Here is a 23,534-nt window from a genome sequence, read left to right on the forward strand (position 1 = left end):
GCCAAGCTGTAGGCTTAAGAGTGTGAAAGCAACCCCAACGTCTTCGAGTATTGAAGACTACGTCAAGGTCATCTATTCCTTCACGGAGTGGCAGGACAAGCCCATCACTTCCACCCAGTTGGCGGCACGTTTGGGCGTGGCGAATTCTTCAGTGTCAGAGATGGTCCGCAAGCTCAAGGACCAGGACCTGGTAGACCATGAGCCGTACAGCCCCATCCGGCTCACGGCTGACGGGCTAAAGCTTGCGCTGGCGATGGTCCGTCGTCACCGGTTGTTGGAAACGTATCTGGTGCGTGAATTGGACTTTTCCTGGGATGAGGTCCATGACGAGGCCGAGCACCTTGAGCATGCGGTCTCGGAAACTTTCATCGAGCGGATGTCAGCCAAGTTGGGCCACCCCACCCGGGACCCCCACGGAGACCCGATCCCGGATGCGCAGGGACACATTGTAATGCCCCCATCCCACCGCCTCGACGAACTTGATGCCGGCCACCGCGGGCAAATAGCTCGTATCAGCGACCACGATCCCGAGCTCTTGCGGCATCTTCAAGCGAATGGATTGGGGCTGGACACCAAGCTTGAGGTGATTGGCCGGCGACCCTTCGGCGGAACGTTGGAAGTTCGCAAGCTCCCTTCCTCATTTTCCCCGTCTTCCCCGGCTGTCCCTTCTTCCCCGGACGACGCCGACCGCTTGGATTTGGGCGAGGAGGCTGTACTTTCGCTGTGGCTGGTCACGCAGGGCACCCACTTGGACTGCACGGTCCAGGAGCCTACGGCAGGCTCACTGATGAGCCCCCGTAACGGCCGCTAGTCACGGCCACTGATGTAGATCCGCTGACTAACGCTGCAGGCGCCTGCGCAGCACTTCAGCGCTGATGTACCACGCCACGCTGACACTGAGCATGACGATCCCGTAAACAGTTGTTCCTGCAACCAGTAACGCTAGGCCAGCCAGCAAGAACATCCCGAGAGAGAGAACACTCACCACGGCCTCAGGCAGTCGCCGCTCGCTGCGTGGAGCCATGAAGATCCCCCACAGCACCACGACGACGGCAGGAATACCGATACCGAAAACCAGGTTCCAGGGGTAGTGCTGTCCAAAGCCCCAGTAGAGCAGTCCCGCCAACATGGCGATTTCTAATACAAAGCCAATTCCAGCCACCACGAGCGCCAACAGGGCCGCGCTCCCAGCGAATTCATTGTGTTTCATCGTTTTCACACTGCGCCGACCCACTGTTACTCCTGACCTTCCAGACTCATGCCGAGTTCGGCGTGTCCGCAGTGCTCCTTAATCTCCACTCCAAACGACTCTTGGCCCCATTCCATGACGTCGGGTGTCAGCGGCACTCCTACACTGGATGCCCGCCGTAGTCGCGCACTGGAACCAGGCTCCGAAGCGGCCCGCAAAGCAAGGTAGACGGTGGATTCAGCAGCAAAATTTGTGACCTTGAACTTGTGCAGAACTGACCAGAGAATCGCCGGACTAAGCTCTGCAGCGACGATGATGGAGCGCGTTCCGCAGGCCATTGGACCCAGCAACGCGAAATACAATCCGTAGGCGTCGTCGGGGTCAGCAACGTTGAAAAAAACGTCTTCGTCCCGGACATCCAAGGCAAGCTCCTGGTAACTCGCGAAGGAAGCAACGCTTTGCAGCAGAAGGGGAACCGACCGGGTACTGCTGGTGGGCTCGGACGTAAAGCGCTCAACCAAGACACCATCCCCACCAATCGCTACCGAACCGCCCGCGGCGAGCGAACCGTCGTCGGCGTTCAGAAAAGAAAAAGCTCCCCGCCCCTGAACCATCTCGGCGAAAGAGGAGTCATAGCCAAAAGCCTCGCCATGAGCCACTATCACAGGGGTTGAGGCGTCATTGGGCACATGACCGGGCGGCACAAGCTTGCTGCGCTGTTCCGCGTCGCAAATCACCAACTTTGCAGTGCTGGCGCGCAGCCTAGACGATATGGCATCCGGGGCAAATGCAGTAAACAACGGCACATCAACAGCCCCAAGGCGCCAGATGCCCAAAAGGGCAACTACCAGTTCAACCGATGTTCCCATGAGGGTTGCCACGCGATCACCGCGTTGGATGCCCAGAGACGCCAGGGCTGCGGCAAACTGCAGCGACTTCACGCTCAGCTCCCCGTACGTGACGTCGTTGAAGCCAAGGTCGGCGTCCACCACTGTGAACGCAACGTCGCTTTCAAGATGCCTCTCACACAGCAACTGCACCGTGTCAGCCCCAGGAGCAGCAAAGGTGCGGCGCAGTTCCTGGACACGTTCCTGTGTATTCATCCTGATCAGCTCCTGCGATCCCTTGCCCTGTTGCTGGGTTCTCTTGCCTAATTGGCGTCGCGGTGCTTAGCCTTCACAGTCCGTGCAGTACAGCAGCCCCTTCTTCTCGCGAGCCACCTGGCTGCGATGACGGACCAAGAAACAGGAAGCACACGTGAATTCGTCGTCTTGGGCGGGAATCACCTGCACAACGAGTTCTTCGTTGGAAAGGTCGGCGCCAGGTAAGTCCATGCCTTCGGCCGTGTCTGAATCTTCGACGTCAATGTGCGCCGTTTGTGCACCGCCACGCTGAACCTGGAGCGCCTGAAGCGACTCTGTCTCGTGGTCTTCGTCCTTGTTGCGGGGTGCGTCGTAATCCGTTGCCATGCGGTTTTCAAACTCCTGAAGTGCTCGTATTTTCGGCGGGGTAATTCAGCGCCCCATCATAGCCCTTGAAAGTCGGATTTGTACTCATAAATTCCCAATGTTTTCCCACAGCATAGGGTACCCGCCTACAACTCCCCAGTAAATCGCGCCAAAGTGGGCTTTTATTCGCCGCTACAGCGGTCACAATGTGGCGTTTATCACGTCACAATTCGTATGGATTTTTGTCCAACTCACACCGTGCCAACGTCGCTGAAGATCTCTAGGACACCCGTCAGATATCCGACTCGTCGCAAGCTGGGGATACGATCTATCCTTGGTAGGACATGGCAAACAATCAATCTTCGACTAATCCTTCACTCAACCGTCGGCAAGTAGCGCAAGCACTCGATATTCCTCCTGAAATGGCTGCACGGAATGGGATTCCGTCACGGCTAAAAGCGGCCGATGTTGCGGCGATGAACGCAAATCCACCGGCATGGCTTGCACAGTCGCGAGCTAATTCCACCCGAAAGCGCCCCGTGTGGGTTGAGCTGCGGTGCTATGTGTGTGACTTCCACGAATTGGCTCGTCCCAAAAAGTGGTGGCCGGAGTTCAGCTTCGTCTTGTGCGACTTCCACCGCAACGACGAACTTCCGTTGCCTCCAAGGGGGTGGCGACGCAGCGAGTTCGACGGCGTCGGCAGCCGCTTTCGAGGCATTGTTGATACATTGGACGGCTAAACCGCAGTTCATGAACTCTCTTTGTGAAGCTCCGAAACTAAAGGAGGTCAGCCGTTGACTGTAGCAGCCAAAACCTTTCAACAATGGCTGAGCTCGGTGGCGGGCTCAAGCAGTAGTGCCTCCGTGTGCCGCGCTGCGGGCATAAAACGCTCAACACTGGCCCAGCAACTGGTGCGCGGGCGTGTCACAGTGGCCACCGTGGTTGCTGTAAGTCGTTCACTTGAACTTCCAGTTGTAGACGCACTGGCCTTGTTCCCCGAATACGCTGACCTGTCAGCCGGGGTGGCCAGGCCTACCAACGCAGAACTTCTGAGCCAAATTTCCGATCTGGATATTTTAGCCGAAATCCTTAAAAGAAGTCCCCGTGCAGAGCCTCCCGACGCTCTTCTGGCGGTCCAGCTCTCCCCCATTCCCCACAGGGATTCCGTGCGCACATGGTTGGACGCGATCGGTCCTACAGATCTGCGCCAACGCTTGGCCCGCACCACCGGGATTGCACCTCAAAACCTTTCCACCCAAATCACTGCCAACAGGCTCACCCCGGAACTAGCAGTCGCCTCCGCCAGGATTGCCGGCGTCGGGCTCACTAATGGCCTAGTCGTCACTGGCGTTTTGTCTCCCAGCGAAGCCGGATGGCCCTCTGGCGAGCGGGCGCTAATGTTACGGCAGACGCCCACCAGCGCTCTCGCTTCACTCGCGTCCACCCGATTGGAGTACTTGAGCAGAACGCTGAAACGGGCCGAGCAAGATGACGCCGCCGTGCAAGCAGTATGGGAGAACCTCGGATGACGCTTTGGCTCCAATGGACCGCTCTGGTGGTCTGCACTGGATGTGCCATATGGAGGCTTCCTACCATGGTGCGCGGACGCAACCGCAGCCTATTCTGGGCGTTCGCAATGACCGCTCTGGGAGTTGCCTTGAGCATCCCGGCGATTTATCTTCCCGTGGACGGCTTCCTCGGGGGAATTAACCTTGCCAATATAGTTCTGCGATTATGTTTTTTCGGCGTGTTTTTCCTCCTTGCCGCTAAGGTGGCCGCAGCCTACAACTCGCCAAGCGCACTGGCGCTGATCCGGGGACCAGTGGGCGTGACTGCGCTTATGCTTTCTATTGCCGGTTTAGCGCTCACTTATGTTCTTTCGGATACAAACGGTTCGAGTACGGGCATGAGCGAGTTCATGTCCCAGCCTCCCATGCAGGCGTACCGCTGGTTTGGAAAGCTCTACCTCGTATATGTGGCGGCAGTGTTGGTGGTTCCCACCTGGCGTGGTGCCTTTTGTCGGGGCCGGGTCATGGAACGGAGCGCGGCATTCTCCATGTGCCTGGGCTTCCTCTTGGTCTGCAGCACAGCAGTGCTGCAGACGCTCAGTGACAGCCTGGGACTGCTCGTAGAGGTGCTCTCCTACTCCTCGATCTTGTTCGTCGCCCTAGGCTTGGCACTGATCTGGTGGTCTTTTTTACGCAATCCAGTGGAGAAATAAGCAAAAGTGTTCACATTTCCATTAGTTTCTGACATACTAATGATTGTGTGAACAAACGGTGCCGCGTTTGTTGCACGCACACTTTGGGGGTAAGTGGTGGTCCGGATCGTTCCGGACCACCACTTAGTCGTTAAGCACCTAGTGTGAGAGTCCAGAAAACCCAATCTTCAGACGTGTTTTTCAGACGTGTTTTGAGGTCTGTGCCCTGAAGTTTCAGCACACAAAAAAGACCCGGTCCCCGCCGTAATGGCGAGAACCGGGTCCCACTAGGGATGTGGAGATGGGGAGAATTGAACTCCCGTCCGATGTTGCTTTGTCAGGGCTTCTCCGGGTGCAGTTTGCGGCGGTTTTTCTCGGCCCCAGCTGTCTTGCAAACGAGCAGCTGCCGGGCCCAGTTGTATAAGAGTCCCCCAAGCGCCTACAACAAGCGCTTAGAGCAGTGGCCCTCTAAATGACGTCAGTATCCGGGACGAGAGCATTCCCGGGCTAACGGACTGTCTTACTGCTTAGGCAGCAAGAGCGAAGTCAGTGCGATTTGAGTCAGCACTTATTGTTTTACAGAGATCGTTTACGAGATAACCCTGTATCCTCGACCCGCTTCACCTGTCTCGACAAACACCGTCGAAACCGATCATCCCCTATTTTGTTACCAAACCACGGCCCGAACACAAGGACTGACCGTGGACTATCTATCCTAGCGCATCTGCCCGCAAATATATTCCATCAGATTCAGCTAAGGGTTCAGCTAAGGTCACAGCTAGGGGTTCGGCTAAGGGCTCAGCAGCCCAGCCGCCGCCTTGGATTGCAGGACGAGCAGTGCTGCGGCGTCGATCTTGGCAGCAAAATCCGCGCTGCCCTGTGCCGCGGCCACCATGCCCTGATACATCTGCGGGAGCAGCGCCTGATTGGTACACAGCGCCATGGTGCCACCGGCCGCTATGAAGTTGGCACCTCGCGCGGCCACCGGCACAGCCGCGACCTGGACGGCGTCGCACAAGTCATCGCTGACGACTATCCCGGTGAAGCCTAGGTCACCGCGCACCATGTCCGTCACGATCACAGGTGAAAACGGGGCCAGATTCGCGGGATCCAAGTTGGGGTAGAACGCGTTGGAAATCATCAGCCATGGCACCCCTGACGCAACGGCGTCACGAAACGGGCCAAGGTAGGGATCATTGCGAACTGTCGTGGAATCCGTGACGCCAGCGGAGACGTCCGTATTGCCCAGAACCCGCCCAAGCCCGGGGAAGTGCTTGACCGTCGTATCAACACCGGCAGCCGCCATGCCCTGAGCAAACGCCAGACCATGGCTAGAGACATCTTCTGGGGTAAAGCCGTACTCGCGGCCAAACACCCCAATCGGGGCGTTCTGCGCAGCGAAGCCGGCGCCAGGCACCGTATCCAACACGGGAGCCAGATTGACGTTCACCCCGGCGGCAGCCAGCTGCTGCCCCCATTGCGTAGCCTCGGAGCGGAGTACCTTCGGATCAAGTTGACCCTGTTCAATAGCCTGCGGGATCCTATCAAAGCCGGGTCCTTGCATGATTTGCACAAACCCCCCTTCCTGATCCGTCGCCACGAACGCACCGACTCCCGCCGCGCCAGAAACCTGCGCCGTCAGAGCCGCGACCACAGCAGCGGCACCTTGCACTCCGGCAGTGGTGCGCCCTTTCATAAAGACGTTACCTACGGGCAAAGTGTTCACGGCGTACACGGAATTCGCATCCGCACCGGTGACGGGGGAAGAAACCATCAGCACCTGACCAACTTTTTGTTCCAAGGTCATGCTGGCCAGTTTTTGCGCAGCCAGACTGGGTGCGGCCGTTGCTGGTGCGGACGACGCCGGTACAGGAGCCTCGTTGCTGGGCGCAGGAGCCGCCGTCGTAGGCGCTGCCGGGCTGGCAGGGGCCGAAGCGCCCGCAGTGACTGAAGGGCTGGCAGAGGGCGACGGGCTGCCAGAGGACGAGGCGGCGTTAGAGCCCGACGTTGGTCGAAGGATGGTCAGGTAGAGCACGACAAGGGCCACTACGCAAGCAATCGCCACGGCACCCACCGCTATCGCAACGCGGCGACGTACGGATCTGGCCATGGAACTTACCTTCCTAAATGAAGATGGGCTGCGTTGAGTTCATCCATCTGTTCATCTGAGAGTTCATCCAGAACCTTTCGCTCGCCTTTGTCGGACTTCGAGAATCGGATGAAGAGCAAGATGAGCACCGGAAGGTCCATCATCTCGGCAATGAACCACAAGAAGTCGCCACCTAGTTGCTGGTCGCCTATTGCGCTTGGGAACCACGATGGAGTGAACCCGCTCAGCGCGCCAGCCCCGTCCAAGACACTAGGACTGAGCCGCATAATCAGCCCGGGGACAGCGTCCGCTAAAAGCTCAATAAACGCAAAAACGAACTGCAACATGATCATGGCGGTGCCCACACTTGTTTGCTCCTCCACAAGTGGAAGCAGCATAAGGGAGCCCAGTAGTGGCACGGCTATCCCCAATAGACCAGACAGGGTGGGATCTACTCGGGAAATACCAGCCAATGGCGTGAGCATCATTGAGAGTGCGACGATGCCCACCAAAGGTGCCACAGCACTGTTAGAGAAGAGTTTCATGGGGCGGCGGGATAGCGCCGCTAGGGCTGTGCGCGCCCGACTTTGGCGCATCGTCGCTCGGGCAAGGGCTACGGGTAATCCCATGGCCAAGCCAGCGGGCACCACAAACAGGAGCATGGCGATGCGGACGGAGAACGCCCAACGAAGTTCTTGTGAGTAGCTACCTAAGAAGCCAAAGCTGACCACGGAGTAAGTCCCCAAGCCCAGAATCAAGAAGGCTGCGGCACGCCACACCGGCCACCGGTTTCCCGCTCTAGCTGCCCGGATCAACCCCAAAATATAGAGACCACTTGCGCCAAGCACGAAGGCCAGGGCCCATGGGTCCAAGGTCCAGGTGCTTAAGAAAACGCCAATGGGAGGCATAGCCTAGCCCCGGTTCTTTTCCCGCATGGCTCTCAGAGCCTCTCGGTTATCTTGCTTTTCCCGCAATGACTGACGCTTGTCATAGTCTTTCTTACCCCGAGCGATTGCTATTTCAACCTTGGCACGACTGTCCAAAAAGTACAGTTGCAAGGGCACAATGGTGAAGCCTGATTCACGGGTTTTGTGCGATATTTTCTCTAGTTCGTCCCGGTGAAGCAATAACTTCCGACGCCGGCGAGCTGTGTGATTGGTCCAGCTCCCGTTAAGGTATTCCGGGATGTAGACGGCTTCGAGCCACAGTTCGTCGTTATAGAACGTGGCGAAGCCGTCAACCAACGAAGCACGCCCCTCACGCAGCGACTTAACTTCAGTCCCCATTAAGACCAGTCCGGCCTCGTACGTGTCCATGATGTGGTAGTCGTGCTGGGCCTTACGATTGGTGGCCACAACCTTTCGGCCACTTTCCTTAGGCACTGCGGACTCCTTCATGATGGTATGGCCGCGCCCAACTGGCGCAGAGTCCAGTCTAGCAACGACAGCAGACCGGGGTGTTACAGCAGCCCCATGGGATCTACTGGAACGCCATTGAGCCAAGTCTCGAAGTGTGCGTGGCAACCTGTGGAGTTACCGGTACTCCCGGAGTAGGCGATCAGCTGGCCTTGTGAGACTCTCTGCCCCGGTGATACCACCACCGAACTGTTGTGGTAGTAGATGGTGGTAAGGGCATTGCCCGCAATAACACCGTGCGTTATTTGAACTGTATTTCCGCCACCGTAGACGGTCCAGCCACCGATCACTACTGTGCCTGCCGCAGCCGCGTAGACCGGTGTTCCGCAGGTGGCACCAAAGTCGACGCCCGTGTGCATGTAGCCGCCGGTGCCATTGAAGTCGATGGTTCCGGCCGGAGTGGCCCGCCAGCCGAAGCCGGAAGTGATCGGGATGTTACCGGAGAAGGGGTGTTGCAGACCAAAGGCGGATGGGTTTCCCGGAGCTGGTTGCACGTAGGGCGGTGGTACGTAGCCCGCATTACCCTGATTGGCAGCTTGCTCACGGGCGATCCGTTCAGCCTCTGCCTGCGCTGCCTTACGAGCAGCTTCAATTTCCTGACGCTGGCGTTCGGCAATCTGAGCGGCTACGTCGTTTTGCTGTTGCTGTACGACAGCCATTTTGGCTTGAATCTGCGGTTTTTTAGCTTCCAGGTCAGCGTTGATAGCGGCAGAGTCGCTGATCAGCTTATCTACCGTAACTTTTTTGGCTGCCGCCGAATCGCGTGCGGTCTGCTCAGCGACCAAAGCGGCGTCGGCCTGAGATTTGAGGTCTTTAATCTCCGCTTCCACGGCTGTTAGGCGAGCCGCAGCGTTTTGATTAGTGGCTTTTTGGGTACTCAACTTCTCCAGGACGGCGGTCTGGCTCCGCGTCGCTTGTTCAGCCAAGTCGATTGAGTTCGCCAAATCTCCCGTGGAGCCAACACCTAGGAGCAGCGTCAGGTTCGCGGGAAGCCCGCCTGCCTTGTAAGACTGGGCAGCAATTTGCCCTATTAGACTCTTCGTTTCAAGGGACTTTTTGGCATCCATTTCAATCTGGGCCGTAATTTTATCTTTGTTTTGCTGCGCTAAATCTATGCGCGCCGAGAGCTTGTTGACTTGTTCGGTGGCTGCACCTACACGGGTCTGTGCGTCGGCAAGGGCTGCCTGGGCACCGGGCAGCTGGCCTTGGTAGAGCACCAGATCTGAGGCTGACTTCGCGATGCCCGAGTCGACAAACTCGAGGGCTGAGGACGCGTTGTCGGCCTGCTGTTGAAGAGCCGCCGCCTGATCATCTAGCTGGTCAGCATGAGCCGCCGGGACCAAACCCAGCAGGCCCACCATGAGCAACGCCGTCGTGGCTGTTCCCACTCGGGCCTGCCACCGTGGTTTTTGGCGCAGGGGGTTCATCGTGCCCGCTGAGCCGGTCGATGTTGATTTCATGTCTGAACATGCTCCTCGTAGTGTGCCTGGTCGCAGGTGCCTGCAGGCGTGGCGCGTTTCCCCAACACGCCAACGCCTATACTTTCAGGTTCTTGCGGAGTGACACAACTGATGCCACCCCGGCAAGGACAATGCCTAACAGAATAAGAACCGGATAAATGGCAAACATTTGTCCGGTAGAAATGATCGGCATCCCGGTGTTGCCCTTAGCGAGAAAACCGCCCATGAAGAACTTGACGATCGCCCAGACGGCACCAGAGGCCAATAAGGCGCCGATGGTGGCGGCAATGACTCCCTCCAGAACAAAGGGCAGTTGAATCACGGTTTTGGATGCTCCCACCAGACGCATAATGTCAATCTCTTTGGCCCGCGACTGCGCGGAGAGCTTGATGGTGGTCGAGATCAGCAGCGCCGCGCAGATGATCATGAGTGCGGCAAGTCCCACCGCGACGATCGTCGCACCGTTCATGACAACGAAGAGTGGTTCAAGGACTTTACGCTGATCCACCACAGAATCCACCCCTGGTGTAGCCGAGAAGGACTCGTTGATGATCTGGTACTTTTCCGGATCAGTCAGTTTGATCCGGAAGGATGATGGAAGGTTACCGGCTTCTACGGAATCCGCCATGGGCGAGTTGGCGAACTGTTCCTTGAAGTGCGCCAGGGCCTCGTCTTGGGACTCAAAGGTCCATTTCTCAACGTAGGGCTTCACCGCCGGGGAATCGAGCATCCCTTGAATGTTTTGCTTTTGGTCTGGGGTAACAGCACCGGCGACGCAGTTGGTGTTGGTGGGCACGTCGTTACAGAGATAAACGGTGACCTGAACTTTGTCATACCAAAAGCCCTTTAACTGGCCAACTTGTAATTGCAACAATCCGGCCGCACCCACGAAGGTCAGGGAGACGAAAGTGACCAGGATAACTGAGATGACCATGGTCATGTTGCGGCGCAGGCCACTGCCTAGCTCGCCGAGAATGAAGGCAAGTCTCATGAGTGTTCCTCCTGCGTCCCGTAGAGTCCGTTGGATCGATGCTGGAGCCGGTCGCGGTTACGCTCAAGACGCGGTGGCATGGAGTCCTTTTCAGCCTCATCCTGGCCGAAGGCACCGGAACTTTCTGCGCGCTGGCGACGCGTTTGAGGCGCGCCCTCCTCTACAGAGTTTTCGGTCACCGCTGGTGCGTTCGCGGAGTTGGCAAGGATCGCCGCTGCCTGAACGATCGGGATGGCAGAGGTGTACTGAGCACGGGCCTCATCACGGACCACCTTGCCCTTACGGAGTTCGATGACACGTTTGCGCATTGAATCGACGATGTCGTCGTCGTGGGTAGCCATGACCACTGTGGTGCCGTTTTGATTAATTTTGTCCAGAATGTCCATGATGCCTGCGCTCGTGACAGGGTCAAGGTTTCCTGTGGGCTCATCCGCCAACAAGATGTCCGGCTGGTTCACAATGGCGCGCGCGATTGCCACACGTTGCTGCTCACCGCCGGAGAGTTCGCTGGGCAGGCGACGTTCTTTGCCTTCAAGGCCGACGAGTTCCAGTACGCGAGGAACCTCCGTGCGGATAGCGGCACGGCTTTTGCCAATGACCGCCATGGCGTAGGCCACGTTCGCGAATGCGGTCTTGGAGGTGATGAGGCGGAAGTCTTGAAAAACCACACCAATGCCGCGTCGAAATTTGGGCACACGCCAACTGGGCACGTTGGCCACGTTCTGACCTGCCACGTAGATCCGGCCGTGCTTGGTCTTCGCCTCGCGCAAGACCAAGCTCAGGAACGTCGACTTGCCCGAGCCCGACGCGCCGACGAGGAAGACGAACTCCCCGCGGTCAACCTCCACGGAGACGTCGTCGAGTGCCGGCGGACTTTTAGGGTCGTGGGAAATGCTTACATTTTCAAAGCGAATCATGACTTTTCGTTGCCCTTCCAGCGAACGGTGCTGGCATGCCGATGCCAGGGCGTTGGTTTGGGGGAAGAAACCACCAGCGTTACGACTATAGGCACCGTTGACGCGCATTCCGGGTTCCTCGCCGGTGTGTCGGTTTCCTTTTAGGCTGTGAGTTTGCCGGGAAGCCAGAAAGCACAAGGTAATTCACGCTTTCTGACCAGAACCACGGTGCTAAAGCGAGGCAACCTCCTCACTTCTTATCGTCGATGTGATCAACTCCCGCGCGTAGAGGACCTTGGCGTTATTTTCCACGATGAGCTCGCGGCCGACCTCGTTGCCTGTTCGTTTGTCACGAATACTGCGAAAAACCTTGTTATGTCTATACACACTGGATCCAATTTCTTGAAAATAGGCATCGCTTTCCTTGATATGATATTTCGTTTCAAGACCCCGTTCCGCACGCAGTTCACCGCGTAGATATTCCTCAGTCAAACTGATTCGAAATTGAAACGTATTTTGCGTGGGGTTGTGGACGCGATAGTCAAGGTAGTTGTACACAATGGATGTTCCGGTTCCAAAAGGTATCTGACGATTGAAATCTGGGAACAGATCAATCTCACCATGATGATGATGTTCTACTATCTCCAGGGGACTATGCAAAACCATCCAATGTAGGAGGTTGGTAAATTGACACAAGCCTCCCCCGATTCCCTGTGCAGGACCATTGCCGTTGATCGTCAGCCCAACACGGTAGCCTCGTCTGGCGGAACAGCGCCCGACTAGGTTCCAGAACGAAAATGTCTCTCCGGGACGAATCAGAATTCCGTCTATATGCGGCGCAGCGAGCCCGAGGCTTACAGCTTTATTTTCTTGTAACTCCAGCTCTACGTTTCCCAGCTTCCGTCTAATCAGTGAATTATGACGGTAAATACTGATCGGTAGATCGTCCTTTTGGTACGTCTTGGAGAGTTTTTTCCTCTTACCAAGATCCACAATCTTACGAAGCCAAATCTGGCGCTGTACAGCAATGGAATAGGTGAATGGCGAGATCTCCCCAAAAAGTTTACGGCGCAACATTCTTTTAGTCCCCCTTGTAGGCTCAGTTGCGAGGATCACTCGCGCTTACAGGATAACGCAGACCGAGGCCACTACGGAACGTATTTCTGAAGCGACACAGAGTACAATCGCACTCCTGTACAGGTGCGGAAGCTACTGCTTTTCGGCGTTGCGATTCTCTGCACGCCAGCGGATACCGGCATCAATGAAGTCGTCGATTTCACCGTCGAGCACGGCCGCCGTATTTCCGACCTCATACTCAGTGCGCAAGTCCTTGACCATTTGGTAGGGGTTCAGGACGTAGGAGCGCATCTGGTCGCCCCACGATGCCTTGACGTCCCCTGCCATTGCCTTCTTCGTGGCATCTTCCTCAGCCTTTTTGAGCAGCAGGAGCCGTGATTGGAGCACGCGCATTGCAGCGGCCCTGTTTTGGATCTGTGATTTTTCGTTCTGCATCGAGACTACAGTCCCGGTGGGAAGGTGTGTCAGCCGGACAGCGGAGTCGGTGGTGTTCACGGACTGACCACCAGGGCCTGAGGAGCGAAAGACATCGACGCGGATCTCATTATCCGGAACCTCGATTGAATCGGTCTGTTCAATCAGCGGAATGACTTCGACGGCGGCGAACGAGGTTTGGCGACGTCCCTGGTTATCGAAGGGGCTAATACGTACCAGCCTGTGGGTGCCAGCCTCCACGCTCAACGTACCAAAGGCATACGGTGCTTTCACTTCGAAAGTGGCGGATTTCAGTCCAGCTTCTTCAGCATATGAAGTGTCCAGCACCGCTGTTGAGTAGCCGTGGCGTTCGGCCCAGCGCAAATACATGCGCAGCAACATTTCAGCAAAATCTGCCGCGTCAACGCCGCCTGCACCGGAACGAATGGTGACTACTGCTTCGCGTTCGTCGTATTCGCCGGCGAGCAGAGTGACAATTTCCAGGTCCTTCAACGACTTTTGCAGGCGTGGTAGTTCTTTTGCCGCTTCCGCCAAAGTATCAGCGTCATTCTCATCTTGGGCCAACTCCACCAAGACTTCAAGATCGTCGATCCGGGCTTCGAGACCCCGCAATTTTTCCAGTTTAGATTGGGCGTGACTAAGCCGCGACGTCACCTTTTGGGCAGCCGCAGGGTCGTCCCACAAGTTGGGGGCACCAGCTTGATCGGACAGATCTTCAATGTCTTCGATGAGCTTGTCCACCTCAGAGACTTGCTCAATCGACTTGTAGGTGGCGCGTAGCGCCCGGATCTCTGCGGGAAAGTCGATCTCTGCCATGATATTCAAGCCTACGGCATGTCAGAGGTGCTCCGCCGCGCACTCCTTAGCTTCTAAAAGACCAGGTGTGCCCGGGCGGTCCCGGTCACGGTCAGGACGATCCCGTCCGGGATGAAAAGGTTGATAAACAGCGGATGCACGACGCCGGTCAGGGTCACCTGCGCGCTTCTCCCATCCGTGGTCCCCGTTCCGCCCGCCAATTGCATACCTGTCACAGACTGCGTAGGTGGCTCATGGTCCAGGTAGGCCTGCGCAGCGGCGCCAACGCCCGAAACGGTCAACAAAGTGCCGGGGCCCTCCGCTGCCGTGCCGCCCTGCAAAGTGAACGTGTCCGCGGCGGCGAGCGCTGCCCCGTCGGCGACGGAAAGTAGTTTCTTCTGTGCCAGATAGAGGCTTGAGCTGGCCGCAACCACCGTCATTAGCAGCAAGGCCAAGAGTACATAACCAACCAGCAGCACCATGATCTGGCCGTCAGGTCCTTGGACTTCGGAGACTATATTCGCTTTTTGCGCTTCTATTGGGCGGTGCTTTGCTCTCATTTGAACCTGCCGACCTTTTGTGTGGCACCGGATTCCACGGTCGCCGCAGTGAGGTTGACTCCCGGGATTGCTCCCACGAACGGCAGCTCAATTCTCAGGCCCACATGGGCGGTGACGGTCGTGCCGGGAGTGAGACATCCGGCGTCGCACGTAATGGACAGGGTGGCCTGGGCCGGGTCAAAGCCCATGTCGCTAACGGCTTGGGCCACGGCCTTCTCTGCGACGTCCCGGGCACCCACTTCTTCCGATTGCGTTACGTACACCTTGGCAGCCTGATCGGAGGCACCCACCACGGCGTAGGCTCCACCCTGCAACTGACCAACGGTGAGAATCAGATACGCCACCGGGACCATGAGCAGCACCCCGAGGAAGACAAATTCCACGATCGCACTTCCTTCCTGGTCCGTGACGGCAGACATGGGTTCGCCGCTGTGCTGGCTCTGGCTATTTCGGAATGAGCGCATGTCCACTCATTTCCAGAGACTTTCCCGGTCCGAACAACCCGATCAATGGCAGCGGGGCGAGGATGGAGACGCTCATGATGGAAACGCCCTGGGAACTGGTGACTTCCGCGCTTACCGCTTGAGCGTAGCCGTCACCCAAGGCAGTTTTAAGCAGAAGCTCGGCACGGTCTTGTGCATCCTGAGTGCTCCGGTCCGCTAGAGCCCCATAGCGGGCGGCCGATGACGCCGCGTCAGCGACCGTGTTGCGCACGTGCAAGACCACTGCCAGCTGTATCAAGGCCAGGAACATGACGCTGACCAGCGCAGCAACCAGTACGAAATCGACCACGGCTGCTCCAGACTCATCGCCCTTGGTCATGGCTGAACTTGGGCCATGGCTTCGTTGAACATCTTCTCTAAGGCTGGCCCGGCGATGGCCAGCAGTCCGGCTACCAGCACTGCACTCATCAGTGTGATCAGCACCCAGCCGGGAACATCGCCTCGATCATTTTCTGCGCCAGCACGTAGGCCAGCGGGTAACCGCTTCCCTGCAGCTGCCAGCCAGAGGGCCAGGATGTGTTGTGTGGCGATAAATATTAGCAGTGCCGTCCGCGCCGCTTTGCTGGTATGTCCCATGGCGAGCCCTTCTTTGTTGTGACATGCTTTGTTGTTAAATGGATTCTTAGATCAGGTGTACGGGTCCCGATTCATCAAAGGCCGATCTGCAGAAGTGCCAGACCCGGGAAGACGGCAAAAATAACTGTCAGGGGCAATACGCCAAACACCAACGGCACCATCATGGCAATCTCTTTGCGCCCCGCGGACTCCATCAATTCCCGTTTGGCGACGTCGCGCACATCCTGAGCTTGAGCCCTCAAAACATCTGCCAATGGTGTTCCCCTATTGACCGCGACACTGATCCCGTCAACAAACCGCGTCACCGCTGAGATGTTCAGGCGTGTGGAGAATTCCTCCAACGCTTCGATCAAGGGAACACCTGCGCGAGTCTGAGCAAGAACTTCACCGAACTCATTAGCCAGTTCACCCCGGGACTGACGGGCCACTCTAGCGAGAGCACTTGCCGCACTTTCGCCTGCCCCCACGGCCAGTGCCAGCAGCTCGGCGATGGCGGGAAACTCGGAAAGGACCCTGTCACGGCGGCGTTTGATCGCCACTCCCAGCAGATGATCAAACGCTAGGTAGCCGCCCAATGCCATGGCAAGTGTGAGGGTGAATCCGCCCATTGCGTTGGCCCGTCCAGACCAGATGAGCCCCAGCGAGAGCACCAGCCCCGCCAGCATCCCGATTCCTGACCACAAGAGCTGGATAGCCCTAAATTCCAGGGCCGATTCCCGGCGTCCGGCTTGTTGCAACCGGACTTCTATGCCGTTGACGCTGATGTTGAAACGACCTAAGCGGCCGACCGCGTCGGAGAGAAAAAGCCGAAACAGGCGTTCCAACGGGCCAAACAGAACCGAATCCTCTGACTCCTTGAGCAGTTTGGAACGATTATCCACCCCGCGCAACTGCGGTTCCACCCGTTGGGTGAGGGTTGTCCGGCGCATGAGGGGAACCCTGACCAGTATTAGCCACAAGCCGATGCCTAGGCCGAATCCGGTGACAACTACTGCTGCTAGGTGTCCATTCACCGCAATACCCTTGCTTCCTGCGGTAAAGCCCCAATACGCAGCATCAAGCGGTAGCACACCAAGGAGACCAACAACCCACCACCGAGGACAGCCCATCCCATCGGAGAACTATAAGCGGCGATCGCTTCGGGTCGAGTTGCCATGAGCATCAAGACGATCCAGGGTGCCGCGACGGCCAGCCGTGCGGCATTGACTGTCCAGGATTGCCGTGCTTGGAGTTCACTGCGTGTGCGTGCGTTGTCACGCAAAAATTCCGATAACGTTCCCAGAAGCCGCCCAAGGTCGCTGCCCCCGACGTCGCGGGTTAAGCGCAGGGCCTCAACGATGCGGTCGGCCACCGGGTCGGCCAGCTTCTCTTTGAGCCGTTGCAGCGCCCCATCGAAGTACCCGCTGGCCCGGTAGTCCGCGCCAAAATCCGAGAATTCTTCGCGCAGTTCAGCCGGTCCTTTCACGCCGAGCTGGATGAGCGCTTCTGGTAAAGAAAGGCCTGCACGAATGGCTGAGCGCAAATGGTCCACAACGTCAGGCCAGAGTTCGCGCAAAACCTCTGATCGGCGTCGGGCACGCCACGTTAACAAGGCGAACGGTACATAGCCACTGAACAGCCCAAAACACACGGCGATGGGCGCAGCACCTGTCAGGGCGAAGACGAGCAGTGCCGCCAACAGTGCCAGACCGGCAGTGCTGGCCACCAGAGAGATTGGTGTCACTGCAGATACGCCAGCCTGTTGGAGCAGCACAGCGATCTTGCCCGGTCGATCTGAGCGCCACAGGACAGGACCCGTTGGGCTCCAGCACGCATTCCAGATCAGGAACAATCCCAATCCTCCCAATAGCCCCACGAGCGCCGACATCAGGATTCTCCGAGCAGGGCCGCGACGTTGTAGCCCGCGGCCGCAAATCTCTCCGGCGAGGGCATGGATGAAGGTTGCGCCGTGAGCCTGCCATCAACGGTGTCGAAAACTAGACCCGATTCAATGACGCCGTTTTCCACTCTGCGCCCCAAGGACAGGATCTGGCTGACAGAACGCCGCCCGTTGGGATGCCGGACGCAGTGGACAACTAAATCAATGCACGCTGCAACTGTAGGCACGACAAACGCTGCGGTGATATTTTCGCCGGCCAGTAGTGGCAACGTGCAGATCTTGACGACGGCGTCGTGAGCGGAGTTTGCGTGCACACTCGCCATCCCGGGAAGACCACTGTTTAGGGCAATGAGCATGTCGAGGCTTTCGGCCTCGCGGACCTCACCGACGATGAGCCGGTCAGGGCGCATCCGCAGGGCCTCCTTGACAAGACGCCGCAATGGGATCTCCCCGGCACCTTCCAGGTTGGGCTGGCGGCATTGCAGCCCCACCACGTCACGCAGAGGCAATGCAAGTTCAAAAATCTCCTCAACCGTCACAACACGTTCCCGGGAACCGATTCCGGCGGCCAGGCAGTTGAGCATGGTGGTTTTGCCCGCCTGGGTAGCTCCGGAGACGAGGATATTCAGCCCGCTGCTCACTGCTGCTCCGAGAAATCGGGCCGCCTGTGGCGTCAACGAGCCCAGTTCCACCAAGTGATCCAGGCGACTAGCGCGTGCAGTAAATTTCCGGATATTGATTGCCCAATGAGATCGTGTAATGTCCGGGATGACTACGTGTAGACGGGACCCGTCCGGTAGTGCCGCATCCACAAAAGGACTACTCAAATCCAGACGACGCCCGGAACTTTTCAGCATCCGCTCCACTAAATCTTGAACCTGTTGTTGGCTCAATACCAGGGGCGTCAACTCGGATTCGCCGTTGCGGGCCACATAAATTTTGCTCGGGGAGTTGAGCCAAATTTCTTCAACGCTGGGATCGTCCAAGAACGGTTGCAGAGCACCAAAACCTGCCACGGCATCAAACACGTACTGCTTTGCCTCAACAGCGTGGGCCAGAGGCGGAACTGCCCCCACCAGAGCCCGTTCGCCGTACTCATTGACAGCAGCATCCACCAAATGCCGTACTTCAGAGCCTTGTTGCGAGGGGTCAAGTCCCCTGCGACGGATGAGTTCACGAACCTCATCCTCAACTAATGCCAGTGCATCCACTGTGCTCCCCCACCCGCGTCATTGCGGCCGCGTCCGTCCCTGTATGTGTCCTCGGAGCATAAACCGGTACAGGAAGACACGCCAGTGTCAATGTGAACTCTGTGGAGAACTTAGTGCTATAAGTCCAGTCTTCAGGTCATCGCATTCCTATACAAGCCTTCATACAGGCCAACAAAGGCATCCCTGCCACAATGCTCGACGCAGTGGGCTCGAATGGCCTGCGGATCGTAGCGTTCGAACGACTCACGGATGCGTGCCATTGCCGCGCCCAGATCTACGCGGCTATCGATGTCAGTCAACAAACCGGTCTGTGCACTCACGGCATTCCTGCCAGCCCAAGTCTTAGTGGACACCAGCGGCAACCCACACGCCATGGCCTCCCATAAAACTGTGCCAAAAGCTTCAGCCACGCTGGGCAGCACAAAGACATGCGATTCACTGAACTCGTCAACAATTTCCGCACGCGGGACTGCTCCTACAAAATCCACTTGGCTGGCAATACCCCGCTGAACCGCCAACTCCATGAGTTCCGCCTTATGCGGGCCGCCTCCGGCAATACGCAACCTCACCCCGGGATCATCTGCAAAACGGTCGGCGAAGGCCTGAATAAGCATGTCGACCCGTTTTCCAGGATCCAGATGGGAAACATGTCCAAAGGTAAACGGGCCTGCTGGAGTCACCCGGGTAGGAATTTCTTGAAACTGTGGACTCAGCAGGCCTGGAACGTACTGCCATTTCTCTATGCCGTAAGCATCATTGAGCTCCGTGGCGAAGTCTCGAGCCACTGCCACCAGCGACGACGCAGCCAACGCCGCGCTGCGGGCGTGGCGTCCGTTCCAGCTCTCAGCCAGGCGCTGCATCGATGAAGGCCGGTGCTCGGTGACAATGAAAGGGATCCTAAACTCACTCGAGAGAACATGGCCAACGATTCCAGCGGGAAACATAGCGTGCGCATGAAGCACATCAGGGCGGCCATGCTCCTGGATATAACGGGTGAGCAGAGTACGCCACGCGCGCAAAAGAATCCGCTGATTGGCTCCAGGCACCTTCGGGAAGGGCAAGACCCGATCCAAACGGTAGGTAGCGATACCCGCTTCGATGCTGTAGCGGATTCCACTAATCCGTCCGCGCAGCTGGTCTCTCGCATAAACAGGAATGCCCTTGACGCTGACGACGCCAACTTGATGCCCTGTTTGGACCAACGCGGCTGCCTGTTCAATAAAGAAACTACCGGAGAAATCGTTCGCGTCGCCCGGGTACCAAGCCGGTACAAAAAGAACATGCAAGTTCACGAACCCCCTAGTTATGAGCACCAATGTCAGATATTCTACGCAGTGCCAGCTGAACGTTGCCCGAAGATACCATGCACAAGCAATGAGAGAATGGAGTCATGGATGTCCCCGCACTAGTTTTGACGCGCCCCCAATGGCGCTCACACGCCGTCGGCCTCCAAGGGGAGACTCTGTGGGTGTTAGGCGACAAACACTGTGACGAACAATTGCTCGGTTCACTAGACCAAGGCGTTCTCACTCCATACGCTCTACAGCAAGTCACAGGTCACTTCGCGGCCATTCTCCAGACGTCAGGCACCGTTGCTCTCATCGCTGACGCCATCCGCAGCTTTCCGCTCTTTTATACAGTCGGAGGCTCCAGCACTAGTGTTTCCGATGACGCGCTGTCCATCGTCGGCGCGGCTAGAAACTATGAAGCAGACTACGATTCACGTCTGGAATTTCGCCACAGCGGATATGTCTCTGGAGAGAATACTTTGTATGCCGGACTCAAACAGGTTCAGGCCGGTGAAACCCTCACCATCAAGGCAGGGGGCGAAATATCCCGTCAGTTCTTCCGCTCAATCCAGTACTCAGGACGCAACATCGAAGAAAACACGGCACTGGACAAGCATTTCAGCCACGCATTGGATGTTTCCATGCAGCGATTCCTCGAGAAAGCCGATGGCCGCCAAGTGGTGGTCCCTCTCAGTGGTGGCTTGGATTCCCGCCTCTTAAGCGTTCACCTCAAAGAGGCCGGGTACACCAATATGGTGAACTACACCTATGGGAGCGCGCGAACGCGTGAAGTACTCATCAGCGAGGAAGTCGCCGCGGCTTTGGACCAACCGTGGCTCTTTTGCCAGTACGGCGAAGAGGATATCCGCTCGGCTTGGGACGCCCCGGAAACCGCGGAGTTCATCAAGTTTGCCCACGCCGGCGCTTCCCTGCCCCACATCCAGGATTGGTACGCTGTCCGCTGGCTGAAGAGAAACCGGCTGGTGGACCAGGATGCAATATTTCTACCCGGCCACACCATCGTCGGCAACATGCACGATGAACACGTCTTGAACGACCCGAACGTTCCTCGCCAAAACATTAAGAAATTACTGCTGGACCACCACTACTCATTGCAACCAGACAATGTCCCCATCAGGGTCAACAAGCGTCTCAACACTGCCCTGGACGCTTTCCTCGATGGCATCAGCTACGACGGGTCGGTGGAGTCCAGATTGACAGCACTTGAATCCTGGAACTTCCGCGAACGCCAAACCAAATACATTAACAACTCGATCCGTAATTATGAGCACTTCGGTTTTGACTGGGCATTGCCCATGCTTGATCGAGAGGTTTATCTGGCATGGGGTGACTTCCATCCCGACGTCACCCGAAACCGGAACTGGTATGAGGGCTACGTCAACCGACGATACGCCAACGCAACGGGCACGGATCTGCGCATCTTTGCCCCCACAGACATCTCCGCAGGGAAACGCAATGCGGTTAAGTCCGTCCTCCGCCGAACCGGACTGCTCCGTCTTGCCGAGCGCACGCTGGCCGCCCGGGCAGTTCAGAACCATCCCATGGGCTTCCACTGGTTTACCACGGCCAAGAATCCCAAGGAGTTGTACAGGTTCACGCGAAGCGGTGGGAACCTTCTGGGTGCTTACGCCGATGAATTCCTCACGGATACGTGGAATAGCCACTGCAAGCTTTTTACCGAAGACTCCATTGTTCAATAAGCTAGAACAATGCGAATTCTCAGCGTAGTTGGCGCCCGTCCCCAGTTTGTGAAACTAGCCCCGATCGCGACAGCCATTGCAGGCCGTGCGGAACACGTGATCGCTCATACGGGGCAGCATTACGACGAACTCATGAGTGATGTCTTTTTTCGCGACCTCGGGATCCCTGCCCCTGATTTCAACCTCGGTGTGGGCTCGGGCAAACACGGCGCGCAAACCGCGGCCATGCTGACGGGACTGGAGGAGATCATCGAAAAATCCGCACCCGATTGCGTGCTGGTCTACGGTGATACCAACTCGACGCTGGCGGCAGCGCTCGCCGCCGTCAAGTTGCACGTTCCCGTGGCACACCTGGAAGCGGGTTTGCGGTCTTTCAACCGGCGCATGCCCGAAGAACACAATCGGGTCCTCACGGACCACAGCGCTGACTTGCTGCTGGCTCCTACCGCCGAAGCGATGAGTCACCTGGCCCATGAGGGATTGGCCAAACGCTCTGTTCTGGTGGGGGACGTAATGACGGATGTCCTCTTCAAGGTGCGTGATTCCCTGGTGGGTGCGGCCGCAATACCGCCTGACGGCCTGAACGCAGGAGACTACTATGTCAGCACCATCCACCGTCCGGATAACACCGATTCCGCTGACAGACTCACGGCGCTTGTCGCGGAACTAGCAAGCTTGGATAAGCCCGTCCTGTTACTGGCCCATCCCCGCCTACTCAGCATGGCTCAACAGCATGGCATTGATTTGCACAAGGGAAATATCAGGCCCAGCGCTCCTCTTGCCTACCTGCAGCTGATCAATCTTGCACGCCACAGTGCCGGCATTATTACCGACTCCGGGGGTTTGCAAAAGGAAGCCTTCTTGCTCCGCGTCCCTTGCACCACCGTACGGCCAGAAACGGAGTGGGTCGAGACGGTAAATTTGGGTTGGAACGTGCTGGTGAGCGAAGACCTCAGCCGCTTGGCTGCAACAGTCCGCCGACCTACGCCAGAACCTACTGCGGCCACTCCTTATGGTGACGGCCACGCTGCCGAACGGACGGTCACTACATTGTTGGAACACTTTGCTCCCTGACCAATTCAGGCTCCGCCGTCCGCGTGCACTGCCCTACACCGTCCATGGGATACTTGAACAGTGAGTCGAACCTGGGTTGTTGTCCCAATGTACAACGAAGGATCCGTTGTCGGCGACGTTGTCAAAGGACTCCTTTCCGAATTCAGCCACGTCGTGTGTATCGACGACGGCAGCACCGACGGTTCCTCCCAGATAGCTCGAGCAGCCGGGGCCACAGTGGTGGACCACCCGGTTAATCTGGGTCAGGGTGCTGCCTTGCAAACAGGTCTCTCCTTCGCCCTTCGGGACCCGGCCACCACTGAGATTCTCACCTTCGACGCCGACGGGCAGCATCGGGTGGCAGATGCCAGTGCCATGGCGGCCCGTATCCAATCCGGTGAAGCCGATGTGGTTCTGGGCTCACGATTCCTGGATCACCGTACAAAGGTCTCCTCCCTGAAGCGTCTTGTGCTGCGGGTGGCCGCCATCCAGTCACGCTGGGCCACGGGAATGGCACTCACCGACGCCCACAACGGCCTGCGCGCCTTCAATGCAGAAACCGCCGCACAAATTTTCCTCACCCAAAACCGGATGGCGCATGCTTCCGAGCTGATCCACCAGCTGTCCGAGCTCGAGCCACGCTGGGTGGAGCACCCCGTGGAGATCATCTATACCGACTACTCCAAGGCGAAGGGACAGTCACTGCTCAACTCAGTCAACATCCTCGCGGACCTCCTTTTTAGGTAA

General features: G+C 57.5%; 26 protein-coding genes and 1 other RNA gene. 7 read left to right on the forward strand and 20 right to left on the reverse strand.

The window, feature by feature from the left end; translation table 11 throughout:
- The first annotated feature begins 22 nt into the window (after positions 1-22).
- Positions 23-811: a metal-dependent transcriptional regulator gene (locus LOH53_RS11610; protein ID WP_230067907.1), complete on the forward strand. Its 789-nt coding sequence runs from the start codon at positions 23-25 to the stop codon at positions 809-811.
- Positions 812-838: 27 nt separating this feature from the next.
- On the opposite strand, the gene LOH53_RS11615 is transcribed toward LOH53_RS11610, so the two are convergent.
- The 3 genes from LOH53_RS11615 to LOH53_RS11625 all read right to left on the reverse strand — a co-directional run bounded on the left by LOH53_RS11615 (position 839) and on the right by LOH53_RS11625 (position 2,658).
- A complete protein-coding gene (locus tag LOH53_RS11615; protein ID WP_230067908.1) occupies positions 839-1,210 on the reverse strand; it encodes a YrdB family protein in 372 nt (123 codons plus the stop codon).
- A 26-nt stretch (positions 1,211-1,236) separates the two neighbouring features.
- Positions 1,237-2,292 carry an AMP-binding protein gene (locus tag LOH53_RS11620; protein WP_230067909.1) on the reverse strand — a complete coding sequence of 352 codons (1,056 nt, stop codon included), beginning with the start codon at positions 2,290-2,292 and terminating at the stop codon, positions 1,237-1,239.
- A gap of 66 nt (positions 2,293-2,358) precedes the next feature.
- Positions 2,359-2,658, reverse strand: a complete 300-nt coding sequence (locus LOH53_RS11625) for a DUF4193 domain-containing protein (RefSeq protein ID WP_230067910.1) — start codon at positions 2,656-2,658, stop codon at positions 2,359-2,361.
- 323 nt (positions 2,659-2,981) lie between these two features.
- Between LOH53_RS11625 and LOH53_RS11630 the strand changes: the two genes are divergently transcribed.
- The 3 genes from LOH53_RS11630 to LOH53_RS11640 all read left to right on the forward strand — a co-directional run bounded on the left by LOH53_RS11630 (position 2,982) and on the right by LOH53_RS11640 (position 4,858).
- Positions 2,982-3,377, forward strand: coding sequence for a hypothetical protein (locus tag LOH53_RS11630; protein WP_230067911.1), 396 nt, complete (start codon positions 2,982-2,984; stop codon positions 3,375-3,377).
- A gap of 54 nt (positions 3,378-3,431) precedes the next feature.
- Positions 3,432-4,166 carry a hypothetical protein gene (locus LOH53_RS11635; protein ID WP_230067912.1) on the forward strand — a complete coding sequence of 245 codons (735 nt, stop codon included), beginning with the start codon at positions 3,432-3,434 and terminating at the stop codon, positions 4,164-4,166.
- 65 nt (positions 4,167-4,231) lie between these two features.
- Positions 4,232-4,858 (forward strand): hypothetical protein, encoded by a 627-nt coding sequence (locus LOH53_RS11640; protein WP_230067913.1) that lies wholly within the window; start codon positions 4,232-4,234, stop codon positions 4,856-4,858.
- 272 nt (positions 4,859-5,130) lie between these two features.
- Here LOH53_RS11640 and ssrA read toward each other — a convergent pair.
- From ssrA to LOH53_RS11725, 17 genes are all read right to left on the reverse strand, one after another.
- Positions 5,131-5,497, reverse strand: a transfer-messenger RNA (tmRNA) gene (gene ssrA / locus LOH53_RS11645).
- 130 nt (positions 5,498-5,627) lie between these two features.
- Positions 5,628-6,947, reverse strand: a complete 1,320-nt coding sequence (locus tag LOH53_RS11650; protein WP_230067914.1) for a glycoside hydrolase family 3 N-terminal domain-containing protein — start codon at positions 6,945-6,947, stop codon at positions 5,628-5,630.
- A gap of 5 nt (positions 6,948-6,952) precedes the next feature.
- Positions 6,953-7,834 carry a cytochrome c oxidase assembly protein gene (locus tag LOH53_RS11655; protein WP_230067915.1) on the reverse strand — a complete coding sequence of 294 codons (882 nt, stop codon included), beginning with the start codon at positions 7,832-7,834 and terminating at the stop codon, positions 6,953-6,955.
- Positions 7,835-7,837: 3 nt separating this feature from the next.
- The gene (gene smpB, locus LOH53_RS11660; protein ID WP_230067916.1) at positions 7,838-8,308 is read right to left on the reverse strand and encodes an SsrA-binding protein SmpB; all 471 of its coding nucleotides are present in this window, start codon (positions 8,306-8,308) and stop codon (positions 7,838-7,840) included.
- 77 nt (positions 8,309-8,385) lie between these two features.
- Entirely contained in the window at positions 8,386-9,801 is a 1,416-nt protein-coding gene (locus tag LOH53_RS11665) for a peptidoglycan DD-metalloendopeptidase family protein (RefSeq protein ID WP_230067917.1), read from the reverse strand.
- A 76-nt stretch (positions 9,802-9,877) separates the two neighbouring features.
- Positions 9,878-10,792 (reverse strand): permease-like cell division protein FtsX, encoded by a 915-nt coding sequence (ftsX, locus tag LOH53_RS11670; RefSeq protein WP_230067918.1) that lies wholly within the window; start codon positions 10,790-10,792, stop codon positions 9,878-9,880.
- Positions 10,789-11,709, reverse strand: coding sequence for a cell division ATP-binding protein FtsE (gene ftsE / locus LOH53_RS11675; RefSeq protein WP_230067965.1), 921 nt, complete (start codon positions 11,707-11,709; stop codon positions 10,789-10,791). The genes ftsX and ftsE overlap by 4 nt, the downstream gene beginning before the upstream one ends.
- A gap of 210 nt (positions 11,710-11,919) precedes the next feature.
- On the reverse strand, positions 11,920-12,765 hold the full coding sequence (locus tag LOH53_RS11680) for a VanW family protein (protein WP_230067919.1): 846 nt from the start codon (positions 12,763-12,765) through the stop codon (positions 11,920-11,922).
- A 132-nt stretch (positions 12,766-12,897) separates the two neighbouring features.
- Positions 12,898-14,016, reverse strand: a complete 1,119-nt coding sequence (gene prfB, locus LOH53_RS11685) for a peptide chain release factor 2 (RefSeq protein WP_230067920.1) — start codon at positions 14,014-14,016, stop codon at positions 12,898-12,900.
- 53 nt (positions 14,017-14,069) lie between these two features.
- Complete coding sequence (locus LOH53_RS11690; protein WP_230067921.1) at positions 14,070-14,555, reverse strand: pilus assembly protein TadG-related protein; 486 nt, start codon at positions 14,553-14,555, stop codon at positions 14,070-14,072.
- On the reverse strand, positions 14,552-14,974 hold the full coding sequence (locus LOH53_RS11695) for a hypothetical protein (protein ID WP_230067922.1): 423 nt from the start codon (positions 14,972-14,974) through the stop codon (positions 14,552-14,554). The genes LOH53_RS11690 and LOH53_RS11695 overlap by 4 nt, the downstream gene beginning before the upstream one ends.
- A 25-nt stretch (positions 14,975-14,999) precedes the next feature.
- Positions 15,000-15,377 carry a TadE/TadG family type IV pilus assembly protein gene (locus LOH53_RS11700; protein ID WP_230067923.1) on the reverse strand — a complete coding sequence of 126 codons (378 nt, stop codon included), beginning with the start codon at positions 15,375-15,377 and terminating at the stop codon, positions 15,000-15,002.
- Positions 15,374-15,634, reverse strand: coding sequence for a hypothetical protein (locus LOH53_RS11705; protein ID WP_230067924.1), 261 nt, complete (start codon positions 15,632-15,634; stop codon positions 15,374-15,376). The genes LOH53_RS11700 and LOH53_RS11705 overlap by 4 nt, the downstream gene beginning before the upstream one ends.
- 74 nt (positions 15,635-15,708) lie before the next feature.
- Positions 15,709-16,647 (reverse strand): type II secretion system F family protein, encoded by a 939-nt coding sequence (locus LOH53_RS11710; RefSeq protein ID WP_230067925.1) that lies wholly within the window; start codon positions 16,645-16,647, stop codon positions 15,709-15,711.
- Positions 16,644-17,501 carry a type II secretion system F family protein gene (locus LOH53_RS11715; protein ID WP_230067926.1) on the reverse strand — a complete coding sequence of 286 codons (858 nt, stop codon included), beginning with the start codon at positions 17,499-17,501 and terminating at the stop codon, positions 16,644-16,646. Before LOH53_RS11715 ends, LOH53_RS11710 begins: the two co-directional genes overlap by 4 nt.
- Positions 17,501-18,724 carry a CpaF family protein gene (locus LOH53_RS11720; RefSeq protein WP_230067927.1) on the reverse strand — a complete coding sequence of 408 codons (1,224 nt, stop codon included), beginning with the start codon at positions 18,722-18,724 and terminating at the stop codon, positions 17,501-17,503. Before LOH53_RS11720 ends, LOH53_RS11715 begins: the two co-directional genes overlap by 1 nt.
- A gap of 131 nt (positions 18,725-18,855) precedes the next feature.
- Complete coding sequence (locus tag LOH53_RS11725) at positions 18,856-20,016, reverse strand: glycosyltransferase (RefSeq protein WP_230067928.1); 1,161 nt, start codon at positions 20,014-20,016, stop codon at positions 18,856-18,858.
- A 98-nt stretch (positions 20,017-20,114) separates the two neighbouring features.
- Here LOH53_RS11725 and LOH53_RS11730 point away from each other — a divergent pair, with 98 nt between their 5' ends.
- The 3 genes from LOH53_RS11730 to LOH53_RS11740 are packed head-to-tail and all read left to right on the forward strand — an operon-like array spanning position 20,115 to position 23,534.
- Positions 20,115-21,734, forward strand: a complete 1,620-nt coding sequence (locus tag LOH53_RS11730; protein WP_230067929.1) for a hypothetical protein — start codon at positions 20,115-20,117, stop codon at positions 21,732-21,734.
- Between the two features lie 9 nt (positions 21,735-21,743).
- Positions 21,744-22,808: a non-hydrolyzing UDP-N-acetylglucosamine 2-epimerase gene (gene wecB, locus LOH53_RS11735; protein WP_230067930.1), complete on the forward strand. Its 1,065-nt coding sequence runs from the start codon at positions 21,744-21,746 to the stop codon at positions 22,806-22,808.
- A gap of 60 nt (positions 22,809-22,868) precedes the next feature.
- Positions 22,869-23,534, forward strand: a complete 666-nt coding sequence (locus LOH53_RS11740) for a glycosyltransferase family 2 protein (RefSeq protein WP_230067931.1) — start codon at positions 22,869-22,871, stop codon at positions 23,532-23,534.

The organism is Arthrobacter cryoconiti, assembly GCF_020905375.1.
Taxonomy (GTDB): domain Bacteria; phylum Actinomycetota; class Actinomycetes; order Actinomycetales; family Micrococcaceae; genus Specibacter; species Specibacter cryoconiti.

Bases quoted from the DNA above. Each gene is read 5' to 3' on its own strand.
- prfB (WP_230067920.1), bottom strand. From the start codon at position 14,016: ATGGCAGAGATCGACTTTCCCGCAGAGATCCGGGCGCTACGCGCCACC.
- LOH53_RS11705 (WP_230067924.1), bottom strand. From the start codon at position 15,634: ATGGGACATACCAGCAAAGCGGCGCGGACGGCACTGCTAATATTTATC.
- LOH53_RS11680 (WP_230067919.1), bottom strand. From the start codon at position 12,765: ATGTTGCGCCGTAAACTTTTTGGGGAGATCTCGCCATTCACCTATTCC.
- LOH53_RS11640 (WP_230067913.1), top strand. From the start codon at position 4,232: ATGGTGCGCGGACGCAACCGCAGCCTATTCTGGGCGTTCGCAATGACC.
- LOH53_RS11655 (WP_230067915.1), bottom strand. From the start codon at position 7,834: ATGCCTCCCATTGGCGTTTTCTTAAGCACCTGGACCTTGGACCCATGG.
- LOH53_RS11700 (WP_230067923.1), bottom strand. From the start codon at position 15,377: ATGACCAAGGGCGATGAGTCTGGAGCAGCCGTGGTCGATTTCGTACTG.
- LOH53_RS11730 (WP_230067929.1), top strand. From the start codon at position 20,115: ATGGATGTCCCCGCACTAGTTTTGACGCGCCCCCAATGGCGCTCACAC.
- ftsE (WP_230067965.1), bottom strand. From the start codon at position 11,709: ATGATTCGCTTTGAAAATGTAAGCATTTCCCACGACCCTAAAAGTCCG.
- LOH53_RS11695 (WP_230067922.1), bottom strand. From the start codon at position 14,974: ATGTCTGCCGTCACGGACCAGGAAGGAAGTGCGATCGTGGAATTTGTC.
- LOH53_RS11630 (WP_230067911.1), top strand. From the start codon at position 2,982: ATGGCAAACAATCAATCTTCGACTAATCCTTCACTCAACCGTCGGCAA.
- LOH53_RS11715 (WP_230067926.1), bottom strand. From the start codon at position 17,501: ATGTCGGCGCTCGTGGGGCTATTGGGAGGATTGGGATTGTTCCTGATC.
- LOH53_RS11615 (WP_230067908.1), bottom strand. From the start codon at position 1,210: ATGAAACACAATGAATTCGCTGGGAGCGCGGCCCTGTTGGCGCTCGTG.
- LOH53_RS11690 (WP_230067921.1), bottom strand. From the start codon at position 14,555: ATGAGAGCAAAGCACCGCCCAATAGAAGCGCAAAAAGCGAATATAGTC.
- wecB (WP_230067930.1), top strand. From the start codon at position 21,744: ATGCGAATTCTCAGCGTAGTTGGCGCCCGTCCCCAGTTTGTGAAACTA.
- LOH53_RS11650 (WP_230067914.1), bottom strand. From the start codon at position 6,947: ATGGCCAGATCCGTACGTCGCCGCGTTGCGATAGCGGTGGGTGCCGTG.
- LOH53_RS11620 (WP_230067909.1), bottom strand. From the start codon at position 2,292: ATGAATACACAGGAACGTGTCCAGGAACTGCGCCGCACCTTTGCTGCT.
- ftsX (WP_230067918.1), bottom strand. From the start codon at position 10,792: ATGAGACTTGCCTTCATTCTCGGCGAGCTAGGCAGTGGCCTGCGCCGC.
- LOH53_RS11625 (WP_230067910.1), bottom strand. From the start codon at position 2,658: ATGGCAACGGATTACGACGCACCCCGCAACAAGGACGAAGACCACGAG.
- LOH53_RS11665 (WP_230067917.1), bottom strand. From the start codon at position 9,801: ATGAAATCAACATCGACCGGCTCAGCGGGCACGATGAACCCCCTGCGC.